We start from the raw sequence: 12,968 nt of genomic DNA on the forward strand, positions 1-12,968 counted from the left end.
ATACGCCCAGCAGTGTCATGTGGTCAAATCCTTTTTTCCGAGGCGAAAGCACCACAGCGCGCGGTCAACACGATTTTTACGGGCTCTGTTGCATTAACTCTGTTGGTCGCAGTTCGTCCGTTGCGCGGTTTGCATCAGGCAGCGATAACGAAGATGTCGAACAGCTTGTTTACGAAGCGCACCTCGTCTTTGACATGCGGCTACACGTGAGGCAATGTCCTCGGCGGATCATCCGCATCACCTCGCCCCCCTTCATCGTAGCGGCGGCGTCTTCATTGTCTGAAAGCCTCGCGTGGGGCGAATGGCTCGCTTCAGTGCGCCGTGGTCCGCTTCAATGTTTCGCCAATCCATCAACATGAAATCGATCAACCGGCCATGCTTGTCGACGGCCCGGAACAGGTACTTCCAGTGGCCACCGACATTCACATACGTCTCGTCCACTCGCCACGAGGTCGCACGGTACCCCTGGTACCAGCGGACCCGCTTCTCAAGCTCAGGCGCGTAGCGATGAACCCAGTGCATGATCGTGGTCGGATCCACGTCTACGCCGCGTTCCTGCATCATCTCCGCTAGATCCCGGTAGCTTATCCCATACTTGTAGTACCAGCGAACGCACACCAGGATGATATCCACAGGGAAACGACGGCGCTTGAACATCCGGGTTCCGGGATCTTCTCTAACCATTCTGCGCGATGCCGTGGTGCATAGACGCTGGTACCGCTACAGGGAATGGCCCAGCTTCGGTAGAGCGCTTTGATTCGACTCATGACCCGTGTGAGATCCTTCGTAATGGTTACGTAGCTGCGACCTAATTCCTTTAAGGTGCGCATCCCGTGCTCGCCGTGATAAACCGACGTGAGCTGGTTGCCACGCAGCAGCTCCGCCAGCTTTCGCGCATCGATTCGGTCACTCTTGCTGCCGTCTTTCAATAGGGCGTTCTTGCGCGGATCGCAGACCACGAGATGGGTGACGTGAGGTTTAAGCAGGTCATGTAACCAGGCGGCAGAGGTCCCTTCTTCGAAGGTCACCGATAAACTTCCGTGTAGCCCCTGGATGAACTCAAGGATCGTGGTCGCTTTCGTCTCCAGAATACTTTCCATGATCAACTTCCCTCGGGAATCCGCGACTGCAACCGAGATCGTTGCTTGGTGGACGTCCATGGCAAACGAGGATTCTCCTTCGTGCTTGCCTCGGCTGTTGCTGGCTCCGTGCTCTAAATTGGCGACGATTGTTCATCGATTGAGTGGCGCCTTTACTTTTCATCAGGCTGCTATCCGCTGCCTGGCTACTGTTTCTGCCCTGATCCCTATGGCCCAGATGAAGCCCAACAGTTCACGAGCAACTGCAATGGTGATCTTTCTCTTGTCTTTGCCTGCTGCTGCCAGTCTCACGTAACGCTTGTGCAGCCGGTGTTGCGCCTTCCACGCAATCTCTTTAGCCTCTTCCGAAATACTCTCCTGCCGTTTGCGCAATCCGTACCAGATACATGGTGGACGATGATAACTCCATGCCGATTCGACGACGATTCGTCTCAAGTGCGAGTTGCACGTTTTGGTGATGCTCCCGCGCCGGGTTCGCTTGCCGCTGGAATCCTCGCTGGGCACGGCGCCGCAGTAACCATCAGTTGCCGAGCACCGTCGAAGCGGGACACCTGACCCAACTCGGCCGCGATGGTTACAGCCGAGATATCTGCGATACCCCGCAGTGCCTGTAGATCGTTGATGACTTGCTGTAACGCGGGCGAGGCCAGTTTGACCGCCTCGGCAATGGCTTGCTCCAGCCGTGCTACCCGTTCGCGCATGTGTTCGACTTCGTGCAGATAATCTATCCGCGTTGCCTCCTGAGCCATCTGTGTGAAGCGTAGCTGCGCAACCCAAATCAGATAGGGACGCGTCCATGGCCTGATTCCAGACGGTGGGCGCTGGCCTGAGCGCAGTAGAAACTTGCTCAGCCGATGCCGTGCCGTCAACTGATCCTGCTTGGCTGCTTCTTGTCACCTTGCGTAGCGACTCTGCGCCGGTTCGGAATGATTCCAGGGCTTGGTACCTCCCCATCCGGCTCCGCAATGGCAACGGCGATCGTCTCGGCATGGACATCCAAACCTAAAAATCGTAACTTTCCTTCATGACCGGCTCCCTTCAGCTTGTGGCTCTGAACTGTGCGTCCTTCTGAACTCACAGCCTAACCCACGATCAGCGCATCGGTGCCGGTCACTCCATACTGACTGTTATCGCCAACTAATCAAACCTGAATTTAATTCGACTTCGCCGAAGGTTCATGTGATCAAGGTGCTCCAATCACTAAACGGCGCGGTTTACCACGGCTCAAAGACAGCAAAGTGATGGGCGTGGCAGATGAAAACGCGCCGGAAGATCCCCAAACTCAGGAGACCATCGTAGGCGGATGTGCGGGAGAGTCCTTCCGAGGAGTCTTCGTATGTGAAGACGGAAACCCTGGGGAATTCAAGTGAGCCGATCTGCAAGTCCTGCAGCGGCATGGTCGAAACTGGACGTTGTGCTCTATCTAAACCGCCACCAAGCAACGAGGTCCTTCCTAATAATTCCAGCGGCATATATCGAGCCGTATGGAACAGGAAAGAGACGTTCGTGACGGAGTCGAGCTTTAGGCGAACCGCCCGCGATGATGACATCGGCCGATGCAGTAGGCCTTCGTTGGCACGGGATAACGTCCGACCTCCTTCGGCTGCGAATCCACGAAGGCGCAACTGAACTGCGAAATCGCCATTCATAAGGGAGTTTTAAAAGTCGAATTATCTTTCTCAGCAATATTGCAGGAGATCCAACCCAGACCGTACCGACGATGAATCTCGAGACACCCAGTTCAGACTCAGTGACCTTGTCGCAACCGAAGTTTCTAGTGGAAACTTAGTGCCTTGCGAAAGTCATCTTTAAGACCCCTCTTAGTAGAAGAGGATTCTGCCCCACGGTCCATCTCGGCTTTCCCCACATAGTTCTTTCTTTGAGAGGCCTTCATGAACGAGTTACAGAACAATTCCCCGTCGGTGGCAGAAGCCACGGTTAGATCATTCTTGTTGGGCACCGAGAACTCGGAGAAGGCTGTGGAGATTACCCCTCCGGCTGATGAGGCCATGACTCCAGCACCTGGCGATCCGTTTTCACCTCAGCCAAGCACGGCCTTCGAGATCTTTTACTCGGATTCAGCACACTATCGGCGCACAGACTCACTTGTCCGACGCCAACATCACCGTTGCCGCGTTCTGGGTGATCTCCACTTGGTTCCAGGAGGCCCTTACCGTGCTTCCGTGCTTAGCGATCACCGGCCCTGCCCACGAGGCAACCGAACTTCTGCGCGTCCTACACGATCTTTGCCGCGGATCGCTGCTCCTTGCGGGATTTCGGAGGGGGGACCTCAAGGATGTTTGCTGCCGGACTCTTCTGATCTCAGAACCCAACCTGAACAATCAGACCGCAGCCCTTTTGGGAAACCTCACAAACCGAGGATTCATGATCGTGGAGCAACGATCCTACTTATATTGTCATAGTTCCAACGCGATCTACATCGGCGACGATCCGACTATCAAGAGAATCCAGCACGCGATCTACATTGACGTGACGTCGCCACTCGACGCAGAGAAAACAACGCCTCCCGAATGGGTGCACCGAAATATCGAATACCTTCCCGGCGACCTCACCAAGTATCGCAAAAACAACTTGGATCAGGTACGTCGCCTTGAGTTCAATCCCACAGGTGTTTCGCCCGAGACTGGCGCCATCGCAAAAGCGCTCGGAAGCTGCATCGTGGACTCTCCCTCTCTTCGCACGGCGCTCGTGTCAATCCTCGCGGCGTGCGATCAGCAACGAAACTCTGAAAGGCTGGACACAGTCGAAGCCTTTGTCGTCGAAGCAGTGGTCGCCTTGAGCAAGAGTGGAGCTGAACACCTTTACGCACGGGAGATCGCGGTCAAGGTCAACAGTCTTGTGGAAGAGCGGGGCGAACGGTTCAAACTTAGCCCTGAGAAAGTGGGGCATCGGCTGAGGAGGCTGGCTCTGCCCACCCGCCGGTTGACCCAGACCGGCAATGGCTTGGTTATGGACAAGGAGACGATGACGCGCCTACAGACGCTTTGCAGGATGTACGTTGGGGAGAATCTGCTTGCTGAAGCCGAAAACCTCCATTGCTCGCAAGCAACAGAAAAACAATAGGTTGAGGAGGTTATGCGGGATATGTATGTTTTATGGAACCAGCCCAAGGTGAAAGCCACTTAGAACTGACGACTTTCACCTTATGGGGTATCAACTTTGGCCTTATGAGGTACAACTTTCACTTTATGCGTTAACCCACACACAAGCGCATTTCGCCTTCCGCGAGGAACTAGCTGCAGCCGCTCGTGCTTCCGCACTCCATGCAGCGGTAGCAGCTTCCGTTGCGGGTCATGATGGCTCCGCAGGTGGAGCAGCTTGGGGCGTCGCCCATGTCGTACATCGATTTCATGGCGTTGGCTGCGTGATAGACGCCGCGGTCTTCCATGGAGAGCGAGCCGGAGCCGCCGGGGGTATAGGTGGGATCGGGTGCGATTCCATGTTGGGGTGGAGTGGTGGTGTAGGCGTCCTCTGCCGCATAGGAACTACCGAGATTCCTCGCATCGCTTGGAATGACGGCTTCCGATGAACCTGAGAGCGATGGCACGACATAGCTGCCGGCGCCTTGGACGGTGCCCTCGACGGGGACGGAGTGCTGATCCTGAACCATGTTCTGGGGCGCGAGTCCGGCGAAGAGGTCGAGCTGGTGTCCGGAGAGGAAGCGGATCTGGATCCAGCGGAAGATGTAATCCATGATCGACTTGGCATAGCCGATCTGCTCATTGCCGGTCCAGCCGGAGGGCTCGAAGCGGGTGTGGGCGAACTTCTCGCACAGCACGCGCAGCGGAACACCATGCTGTAGCGCAAGCGAGACGGCGGTGGCGAACGAGTCCATCAGTCCGGAGACGGTGGAGCCTTCCTTGGCCATGCGGATGAAGATCTCGCCGGGCTGGCCGTTGGGGTAGAGCCCGACGGTGATGTATCCCTCGTGCCCGGAGAGGCCGAACTTGTGGGTGATGGAGGCGCGCTCCGCAGGTAAACGATGACGAACGGCGCGGGGCGGGGACTGCGCGTCGGCGGCGTCGGCGTTCTTGCTGGCGGCCTCGGTGATGGCGTGGATCTGCTGCTCGAGTGAAGAGATTCGGACCTGCGCGGCAGCCTTGGCGGCGGCTACGGCCTCTTCGATCTCGATGGAGCCGGCGGCGGGTGCGGCGACGGCGTCGGTCTTCTCCTTCTGGGCCTTGCCGTCGGCGCCTGAGACGTTGAGCGGCTGGGAGCCCTTGGAGTTGTCACGGTAGATGGCGACAGCCTTGAGGCCCTGACGCCAGCTCTCGATGTACGCCTCAGCAATGTCATCCACGGAGGCGTCCTGCGGCAGGTTGACCGTCTTCGAGATGGCTCCGGAGAGGAAGGGCTGGGTCGCGGACATCATCTTGATGTGGCCCATGTAGTGGATGGAGCGGGTTCCCTTGGAGGCCTTGAAGGAGCAGTCGAAGACGGCGAGGTGCTCAGCCTTGACGTGCGGCGCGCCCTCGATGGTTCCGGTGGCGTCGATGTAGCTGACGATGGCGTCGACCTCGGCGTTGGTGTAGCCAAGCTTGAAGAGAGCCGAAGGGACGGTGTTGTTGACGATCTTGATCATGCCACCGCCGACGAGCTTCTTGTACTTGACGAGGGCGAGGTCGGGCTCGATGCCGGTGGTGTCGCAGTCCATCATGAAGCCGATGGTTCCGGTAGGGGCGAGGACGGTGACCTGCGAGTTGCGGTAGCCGTGCTTCTCACCGTGGGCGAGCGCGCCGGTCCAGGCATCCTTGCTGGAAGCGATGAGCTCGTCGAGCTGCGGGGCGACGAAGGGCTCGGCACTGTTGCGCGACTTGCCGATGTTGTTGACCTCGGCGCGGTGCATGCGGATGACGTCGAGGAAGGGCTCGCGGTTGACGTAGAAGCCGGGGCAGGCACCGCCGGCGATCTCGGCCTGCTGGGTGAGCGGCGTGGCGGCTCCCAGCGCGGGGCAGAGCTCGGCGATGCGCGAGGACTGCCAGTAGGCGTCGCCGCAGAGGATGGAGGTAACGGTGGCGGCGAAGTCGCGTCCAGCGTCGGAGTCGTATGGCAGGCCGAAGGCCATCAACAGCGCGCCGAGGTTGGCGTAGCCGAGGCCGAGCGGGCGGTAGTCGTGCGAGTTCTTGGCGATGCTCTCAGTGGGGTAACCCGCGGCGTCGACGATGATCTCCATCGCGGTCGTGACGACGGCGATTCCGTGACGGTAGGCGGCGATATCGAACTGGCCTCCCGGAGTGAGGAACTTCAGGAGATTGAAGGAGGCAAGGTTGCAGGCCGAGTCGTCGAGGAACATGTACTCGGAGCAGGGATTGGACGCGTTGATGCGGCCAGTGTTCTTGCTGGTGTGCCAGCGATTGATGGTGGTGTCGTACTGCATGCCGGGATCGCCGCACTGCCAGGTCGCCTCGGCGATCTTGGTCATGATGTCGCGGGCACGGTACTCCTTGACGGGAGTGCGCGCCTTCACGGTGCGGGTGACGAAGGTGGAGTCGGCTTCGACAGCGGCCATGAACTCGTCGGTGACGCGGACGGAGTTGTTGGCGTTCTGGAAGAAGATGGAGCTGTAGGCCTCGGAGTCGGGGCCGGAGCCGTCGTAGCCCGCCTGCACCAGCGTGTGGGCCTTGGCCTCTTCCTTCTGCTTGCACTCGATGAAGTCGATGATGTCGGGATGGTCGACGTTCAGGATGACCATCTTGGCGGCGCGGCGGGTCTTGCCGCCAGACTTGATGACACCAGCGAAGGCATCGAAGCCACGCATAAAGGAAAGCGGACCGCTGGCGGTTCCGCCACCGGAGAGAGTTTCCATGCTGCCGCGAATGCCCGAGAGGTTCGAGCCCGTGCCCGATCCCCACTTGAAGAGCATCCCCTCGGTCTTGGCGAGGGTGAGGATGGAGTCGAGCGAGTCGTTCACCGAGTTGATGAAGCAGGCCGAGCACTGGGGCTTGCTGTAGCCGGTGACGGAGAACTCGATCGCGCAGGTGTGCGGGTTCCAGTGCCAGTTCTGGGCGTCGGAGTTGGGCTCGAGACGGTCGCAGCCGACGTTGAACCAGACGGGCGAATTGAAAGCGACCTTCTGGTTCAGCAGCAGGTGGCAGAGCTCGGCGTAGAAGACTTCGGCGTCCTCGATGGAGGAAAAGTATCCGCCATCCATGCCCCAGTCACGGATGGATTCGGCGACGCGGGCGATGAGCGCGCGGACGCCGGTCTCGCGCTCGGGGGTTCCGAGTTGGCCGTGAAGGTACTTCGAAGCGACGATGTTGGTGGCGGTCATCGACCAGTCGGAGGGAACCTCGACGTTCTTCTGCTCGAAGATGGTCTTGCCTTTGAAGTCCTGGATGATAGCGTCACGCAGCTCCCAGTTGACCTCATCGAAGGGCGAGACGCCGGGGCGGGTAAAGTGGCGCGAGAAGGTGAGGCCCGGGGCGTGCTTGGCGGCGGCCGAAGAGGTTTGTTCAGAGGCTACGGCGCTGGTGGTCTTTTTTGAAATCGTTGCCATGGGGGAGTTTGCTCCTTCTCGCTTTTTAAATTGAATGCCCGGAGTAACTGGGGTCTCCGGCTGTGCTGGTCCTGAGCCTCACGCTGGGTGAGCAGGACGGGTCTCTAAGAAGGCTCCAAGGCGATGGCCGATTCAGGATGCCGGAGGTGCTGGCTCATCCTGGGTAGGCGAACGGGCTGGAGTCGTGCGGAACTAACGGTCTCAACGTGGACTCAGAGGGTCTCACGTCTCTCTTGCAGTCGTGAAAGTACCGCCGCCTGTAGGGTATGTCAAGTATAAAGCACAACATCTTGTGCTGTCAGGGGCAATACTGCGTCTAAGCGAGAGTAACCCAGGAAGGGCGGTGGAAATCAGCGATTTAGCGTGGAAGTCTGGAAATCTCCCCGCCTGAGACGGCCAAAACGGTGCCGAAACGGGACCGATTTGCCATGTCCGCTTGACACTTTCGTTGTACCGCTTGAATGCCCAGCCCTTCCTCGACCGTTACGGGCACGAACCACTTCAGGCACGGCGGACAGGGAGATGACGATCCAGCCAGGTGCGCACGCGGTCCGAGCACGCATAGTGCTGCCCAAGGCGGCGGTAGCTCTCGAACTGCGACTCGCTGAACCATTGGTCGAGGGTCGAGGTATTCGGAAAGGTGGGGTTTTCCTTGTGGAAGTTGACGACATCGGCTGGCAGATCCCGGGTATACGCCGATTTGATGTACAGAATCTGGCCGACCGCCCCATTGGAATAACGGATGGTTCCCGCGATGCAGGGGTAGGGGCTCGCCGCCGGAGTTCCGGTTGGCTCCATCTGAGAGAGATCGAGCGTGATCTCGGCCCCATGGTCGATGCGGCATTTACGGATAGCCATGCCGATTCCCTGGAACGACAGGTCGCCATCCTGTTCGGCATCGCAGATCACGATGGTGGCGCAGTGCCGACGGACAAGCTCATAGAGGCCCATGTTTTCAAAGTGGCCGCCATCTGTCAGGTAGACGAAGGCGGCTTCATCGTTCACCAGTCCGAAGAGCTCCGCAAGCAGATAAAAGAGACCGAACCAGGGCGAGGCCGGATTACTGTGGCGTCCCCGGAGGCGAAAGCGCTTGTGCCTCGGATTGCGAATCCAGAGCCCCAGCCGCACGTTGAAGATCGTAAGCAGAAAGGCCATGGTGGGGCTGGAGTGGAAGCCCCAGTTGGGGCTCATCGCGGCTCCTGAGGTGGCGACCGCAGTCGCCATGCGCGGGCCGCCGTCGTCGTAGGCGAAGCTGCGCGTGGGAGCGTAGCCGTTGAACTGCACGCGGTCGGTATCGGCCTCGGTCCAACCCACATCGTAGCCACAGTAGAGGGGGGTGAAGGCGAAGGAGACTCCCTTGCGCTCCTGGTAGGCGAGGTCCTGGCCGAAGGACAGATTGAGCGTGGTGCAGAAGATGGGGAACGGCCCTTCGTAAACGGGCGGCTGCGGTGCGGTGGAACAGAGATCCGGACCGCAGGTGTTCGCCCAGAGATTGCTGAGGCGAGCGTCGTTGAAGCGCGCCGGAAGCAGATCGATGAGGCGAAGACGTTTGTCGCTGGCCGCGAAGCCGGTAAAGCGGTTGGCCCGTCGATCGGGATTGCTGGCCCCCGCGTAGCAGCGGGCGATGCGGTCTCGATAGAAGGAGTGGAGGGAAAACTCGTTGACGTCGATGCGCCAGCCAAAGAGCAGAGCCGTAACGGCCAGCATGGCCAGAAGAACGAAAAAGTCGGAGTGAGGCACGATCTGATCGCCGATCTGTGACTGGATTGAGGCCAGTGCCTTCTCGATAACCCAGGAGAGAGTGAGCACAAGTCCTGCGATGAAGACAGGCGGACCGATGAGAGCGAGCATGTTCAGCAAAAGCGCAGGCTTCGACTTCTCGTCTTTGGGGGTGCCGCTGATGATGGAGCTCTTGCCCGCAAGCACGCTGACCAGAGTAGTGCCGATCCATCCAATCCAGAGCGGTTTACCCACATGAGCCACATGGAAGAGCCAGGAGACCAGTCCCGGACCAAGCAAGGAGCTTGCTGTAAAGGCAAACCAGACCAAACCGAAGAGGAAGCTCCAGGCTCGCAGGCGGGCGAACCATTCTCGAACCGATCCATCCACGAGATTTCCGACAAGACCACCAGCGATCTCAATGGAGACAAATACGACCGTCAATCCCAGCCAGGGCAGCAAAGGAATGGCCGCGCGAGTGACGTGTTCAAGAGGCAGAAAGAAGGAAGCGATAAAGATGACCAGCCGCGCGAGATTGATCAGCACATAACCGCATCCGACCGCGCCGGCCATGCCGAGCAGTACGATAATCCGTCTCCAGTTCTGTGGGATGGCGCGAGCGGCCGAGAGCACCAAAAGAGCAATTCCAGCAAGCATTGACGTAAAGACCCACGAAGTAGAGGTGTCCTGGTCGAAGCCGGTCAAGGGTTGCCACCAGTGGAAGGAGTAGGCCTCCTGCCATGCTCGGAGATTGTTCATGGCGTCCGGTTCACCCGGAGGAGGGAGAGATGGCTTGCCTGGGTTGGAGCTGGCGGCAGGTCTCTCGTCCTTCTCCGCGAGCCGATGCAGGTGGCTGATGTGGACGCGAGTGCTCAGAGGAACGATCCCGGTGTTCTCCGGCCAATTGACAGTGCCGACCACGCGCTGAACACGGTTCCAGTGGCGAAGCTCTGCCGCGGAGTGCGGTACAGTCTGCGGGAGGGGGGGCCCGGCCCAGAAAGACGAGCGGTAGAGATAAGGGCACAACGCAAAGACCGAGATCAGAACCGGCACAAAGACCAGGCCGAGCACACCGGTCTGTCCGAAGCCGCTTTCTTCAACCGGATGGCAATGATCCGCGGGCGGATGGACGAGCTGCGTGAAAAAGATGATGCAGGAAGAAAACAGAAACCCGGCAAAGATTAGGGCTGCGGCAAACAATCCATGATCGAGAAGGAAGTGCGCGACCCGGCCGCGCGAACTGAGATAGAAATGGGGCAGAAGCATCACGAGCATGATCGAGGAGATCAGCACGATCTGATTGAGAAAGGTATTGCGCAACCAGATGGCGAAGGCGACCCACGTATCCGCGGTGAACAGGCCAACCCTCGGCGTAAGGTAGTTGGAATAGCGGCGCAGCCAGCGGAGAGGCTCCGGCCAGAAGCTGCGCTGCGAAGGCGGCCCCGGTAGCGGCTGGAGCTGCTGTTTGACCTTCTCGATGTTCTCGCAGGAGATCCACGACGCGAAGAACTGATGGATGTACCCTCCACCGGAGACCGTGGAGAGATAGTCGAAGGAGTTGATTCTGTCCGAGGCAGCCAGTCCCTGCAGAACTCCAAGGTTGAACGTGGCGCTTCGAATCCCACCGCCGGAGAAACAGATTCCGGTAAGTTGGAGCTCGTCGGCGATGGCATAGGCATCTTTTTGTGGATCCGCTGGCGGCCAATGGCCCTTGGCGGCCAGCTCCTGTTCCAGCAGCCACTTTTTTGGAGGATACTCGGTTAGAGTAGCCAGCCGTGCCTGAGCTCTGGGTTCCTTGTGCAAGAGCGCCGCCATGCTCTCTGTGTCGAGGGCACCGAGTGCCGGAACCGCACGTTTGAACGCCAGCCGCCAGGATTGAGCGAAGGCAGCGATGTCTCCTTCCACCGTAAGCGACGCAGAATACGCCCGAATCTGCTGTGCCAGCCGGAGGCAATAGGCCGTTGCCGCGCCCTCGCGCAGCTCGCCTTCCTGCAACTTCGGGTCGACAGAAGAGCTGCCGGAGTTCGCCATGAAGGCTCCTTGAAGCAGAATGGTGCCAGGTGCTCTGCTTCGGGAAAAAGGGGAGTATCTGACTCAAAAAAGTTTGGGGCCCGGAACGGAGAAACAATAACAGAGTAGGACTCAGGCGCAGCACATCGATATCCGCGATGTAGCAGGAAGATCAACCTTGCGGTTGAGAATCCGCGGACAGGCTCTTCTTTCGGTCGCGGATTCGTGCCCGCAGCGTGGCCGTCGCGTCGCGGTGACATAGAACACAGAGCGTCCGAATATTGTCGAGATCGCACTGGCCGCCGCCTTCAATCACAGGAACGATATGATCGGCATCCCACAAGCTGCGACGGCTGGAGATGGCCTTCATGCCATACAGCCGAAGCCCAGCCACCCGGACCGGGCCTTTCGCACGCTTCAGCGCGGCATATGCGGCAACCGTATCGATCTCACAGACGGAGCAGCGACCACGGTCCCGGGCGAAGACCTGGTCGCGCAGATAGCCCGGGTCCGTACGCAGGCGCCACTGGTAAACGCAATAGTCGCTGCAGAAGGTTCGCCGGCGTTTCGCGAGGATCTCAAGTTCGCACCACCGGCAGAGAGGAAGACCGTTTGGCCCTGTGGGCAGATCGCTGCGACAAGCGCGGCCGCCTGGAAGTGTGCGTGAGGGGTGAATCATTCCTGATCCAGAATAGGCTCAGATCTCGAAGTCCACCTCGACAGGATCGATCAGGGGCATCAGCCAAGCCAGCAGCCTCTGATGGACCGGGTGGTCGTGGTAGGCTTCAAAGTTTGCAGGATTGGCAAATTTCATCACCCCGCCAAGTTCGTATCCCTGCGAACGTGGGGAGATGTTCCTGCCCACGAGGGTCTCGACCAGGCCGGGAATCTTTCCCTGAAGAGCCTGGATCTCCCGGATCGCACGTTCTTTCTGGTCTTCGGCGACTCCGGCCTTCCAACGAAATAGAAATGTATGGACGATCATGAAACCAGTTTAATCTCCTCCGCTTAGAATGGTTCAACGAAGCGAGGATACAGAAGTATGGCGAGAACACAATCGACGATGGTGAAGCTGGGAACGGTGGCTCCCGCATTTGAGTTGCAGGATGTTGTGACAGGCAAGGCGGTGGGGCGTGACGATGTGGCCGCCGACCGCAAAGGGCTGCTGGTCATGTTCATCTGCGTGCATTGCCCTTACGTAAAGCACATCGAAGAAGAGCTCGCGCGGATTGGTAAAGATTACGAAGGAACGATCGGCATCGTGGCCATCTCGTCGAACGACGCCGTCACCCATCCGCAGGATTCGCCCGAAGAGATGAAGAAGCAGGCCGAGCGGCTCGATTTCCGCTTTCCCTATCTCTACGACGAGACCCAGGAGGTCGCCCGCGAATACGATGCCGCCTGCACGCCCGATCTCTTTCTCTTCGACGGCGAAATGAAGCTTGTGTATCGTGGACAGATCGACGACAGCCGACCGCGCCGCGGCGATATTAGCAACGACATTCCCGTCACCGGCAAAGACCTGCGAGGCGCAATGGACGCCGTGATCCAGGACAAGCGTCCAGACCCGAATCAGAAGTTTTCCATCGGATGCAACATCAAATGGAAGGAATAGGTGCCGC

9 protein-coding genes and 1 pseudogene are annotated in these 12,968 nt (G+C 59.0%); 2 read left to right on the forward strand and 8 right to left on the reverse strand.

Going from position 1 to position 12,968, the window contains the following annotated elements; genetic code table 11:
• Positions 1 to 169: 169 nt before the first annotated feature.
• The 4 genes and pseudogenes from BDD14_RS10925 to BDD14_RS31750 all read right to left on the reverse strand — a co-directional run bounded on the left by BDD14_RS10925 (position 170) and on the right by BDD14_RS31750 (position 1,801).
• Positions 170 to 657: pseudogene (locus BDD14_RS10925) on the reverse strand (IS6 family transposase).
• Positions 585 to 1,160, reverse strand: coding sequence for an IS110 family transposase (locus tag BDD14_RS10930; protein ID WP_130418831.1), 576 nt, complete (start codon positions 1,158 to 1,160; stop codon positions 585 to 587). The pseudogene BDD14_RS10925 and the gene BDD14_RS10930 overlap by 73 nt, the downstream one beginning before the upstream one ends.
• A 102-nt stretch (positions 1,161 to 1,262) precedes the next feature.
• Positions 1,263 to 1,604 (reverse strand): transposase, encoded by a 342-nt coding sequence (locus BDD14_RS34440; protein ID WP_165420022.1) that lies wholly within the window; start codon positions 1,602 to 1,604, stop codon positions 1,263 to 1,265.
• Positions 1,532 to 1,801, reverse strand: coding sequence for a transposase (locus BDD14_RS31750; protein WP_165419819.1), 270 nt, complete (start codon positions 1,799 to 1,801; stop codon positions 1,532 to 1,534). Before BDD14_RS31750 ends, BDD14_RS34440 begins: the two co-directional genes overlap by 73 nt.
• A gap of 1,405 nt (positions 1,802 to 3,206) precedes the next feature.
• Here BDD14_RS31750 and BDD14_RS10940 point away from each other — a divergent pair.
• Complete coding sequence (locus tag BDD14_RS10940) at positions 3,207 to 4,184, forward strand: hypothetical protein (RefSeq protein WP_165420023.1); 978 nt, start codon at positions 3,207 to 3,209, stop codon at positions 4,182 to 4,184.
• A gap of 169 nt (positions 4,185 to 4,353) precedes the next feature.
• Here BDD14_RS10940 and BDD14_RS10945 read toward each other — a convergent pair whose 3' ends face one another.
• The 4 genes from BDD14_RS10945 to BDD14_RS10960 all read right to left on the reverse strand — a co-directional run bounded on the left by BDD14_RS10945 (position 4,354) and on the right by BDD14_RS10960 (position 12,331).
• Positions 4,354 to 7,617: a vitamin B12-dependent ribonucleotide reductase gene (locus BDD14_RS10945; protein ID WP_130418834.1), complete on the reverse strand. Its 3,264-nt coding sequence runs from the start codon at positions 7,615 to 7,617 to the stop codon at positions 4,354 to 4,356.
• Between the two features lie 501 nt (positions 7,618 to 8,118).
• Positions 8,119 to 11,367, reverse strand: coding sequence for a patatin-like phospholipase domain-containing protein (locus BDD14_RS10950; RefSeq protein ID WP_130418835.1), 3,249 nt, complete (start codon positions 11,365 to 11,367; stop codon positions 8,119 to 8,121).
• 151 nt (positions 11,368 to 11,518) lie between these two features.
• Positions 11,519 to 12,025: an HNH endonuclease signature motif containing protein gene (locus tag BDD14_RS10955; protein ID WP_130418836.1), complete on the reverse strand. Its 507-nt coding sequence runs from the start codon at positions 12,023 to 12,025 to the stop codon at positions 11,519 to 11,521.
• An 18-nt stretch (positions 12,026 to 12,043) separates the two neighbouring features.
• Complete coding sequence (locus BDD14_RS10960; protein WP_130418837.1) at positions 12,044 to 12,331, reverse strand: Dabb family protein; 288 nt, start codon at positions 12,329 to 12,331, stop codon at positions 12,044 to 12,046.
• A gap of 57 nt (positions 12,332 to 12,388) precedes the next feature.
• On the opposite strand from BDD14_RS10960, the gene BDD14_RS10965 reads away from it, so the two are divergent.
• Positions 12,389 to 12,961, forward strand: coding sequence for a thioredoxin family protein (locus tag BDD14_RS10965; RefSeq protein ID WP_130418838.1), 573 nt, complete (start codon positions 12,389 to 12,391; stop codon positions 12,959 to 12,961).
• Positions 12,962 to 12,968: the final 7 nt, after the last annotated feature.

Origin of the sequence: Edaphobacter modestus (genome assembly GCF_004217555.1) — a bacterium.
Classification (GTDB): Bacteria; Acidobacteriota; Terriglobia; order Terriglobales; family Acidobacteriaceae; genus Edaphobacter; species Edaphobacter modestus.

Coding starts and splice junctions, on each gene's coding strand:
- BDD14_RS10930 (WP_130418831.1), bottom strand. CDS start 1,160: ATGGACGTCCACCAAGCAACGATCTCGGTTGCAGTCGCGGATTCCCGA.
- BDD14_RS31750 (WP_165419819.1), bottom strand. CDS start 1,801: ATGCGCGAACGGGTAGCACGGCTGGAGCAAGCCATTGCCGAGGCGGTC.
- BDD14_RS10945 (WP_130418834.1), bottom strand. CDS start 7,617: ATGGCAACGATTTCAAAAAAGACCACCAGCGCCGTAGCCTCTGAACAA.
- BDD14_RS10950 (WP_130418835.1), bottom strand. CDS start 11,367: ATGGCGAACTCCGGCAGCTCTTCTGTCGACCCGAAGTTGCAGGAAGGC.
- BDD14_RS10955 (WP_130418836.1), bottom strand. CDS start 12,025: ATGATTCACCCCTCACGCACACTTCCAGGCGGCCGCGCTTGTCGCAGC.
- BDD14_RS10960 (WP_130418837.1), bottom strand. CDS start 12,331: ATGATCGTCCATACATTTCTATTTCGTTGGAAGGCCGGAGTCGCCGAA.
- BDD14_RS10965 (WP_130418838.1), top strand. CDS start 12,389: ATGGCGAGAACACAATCGACGATGGTGAAGCTGGGAACGGTGGCTCCC.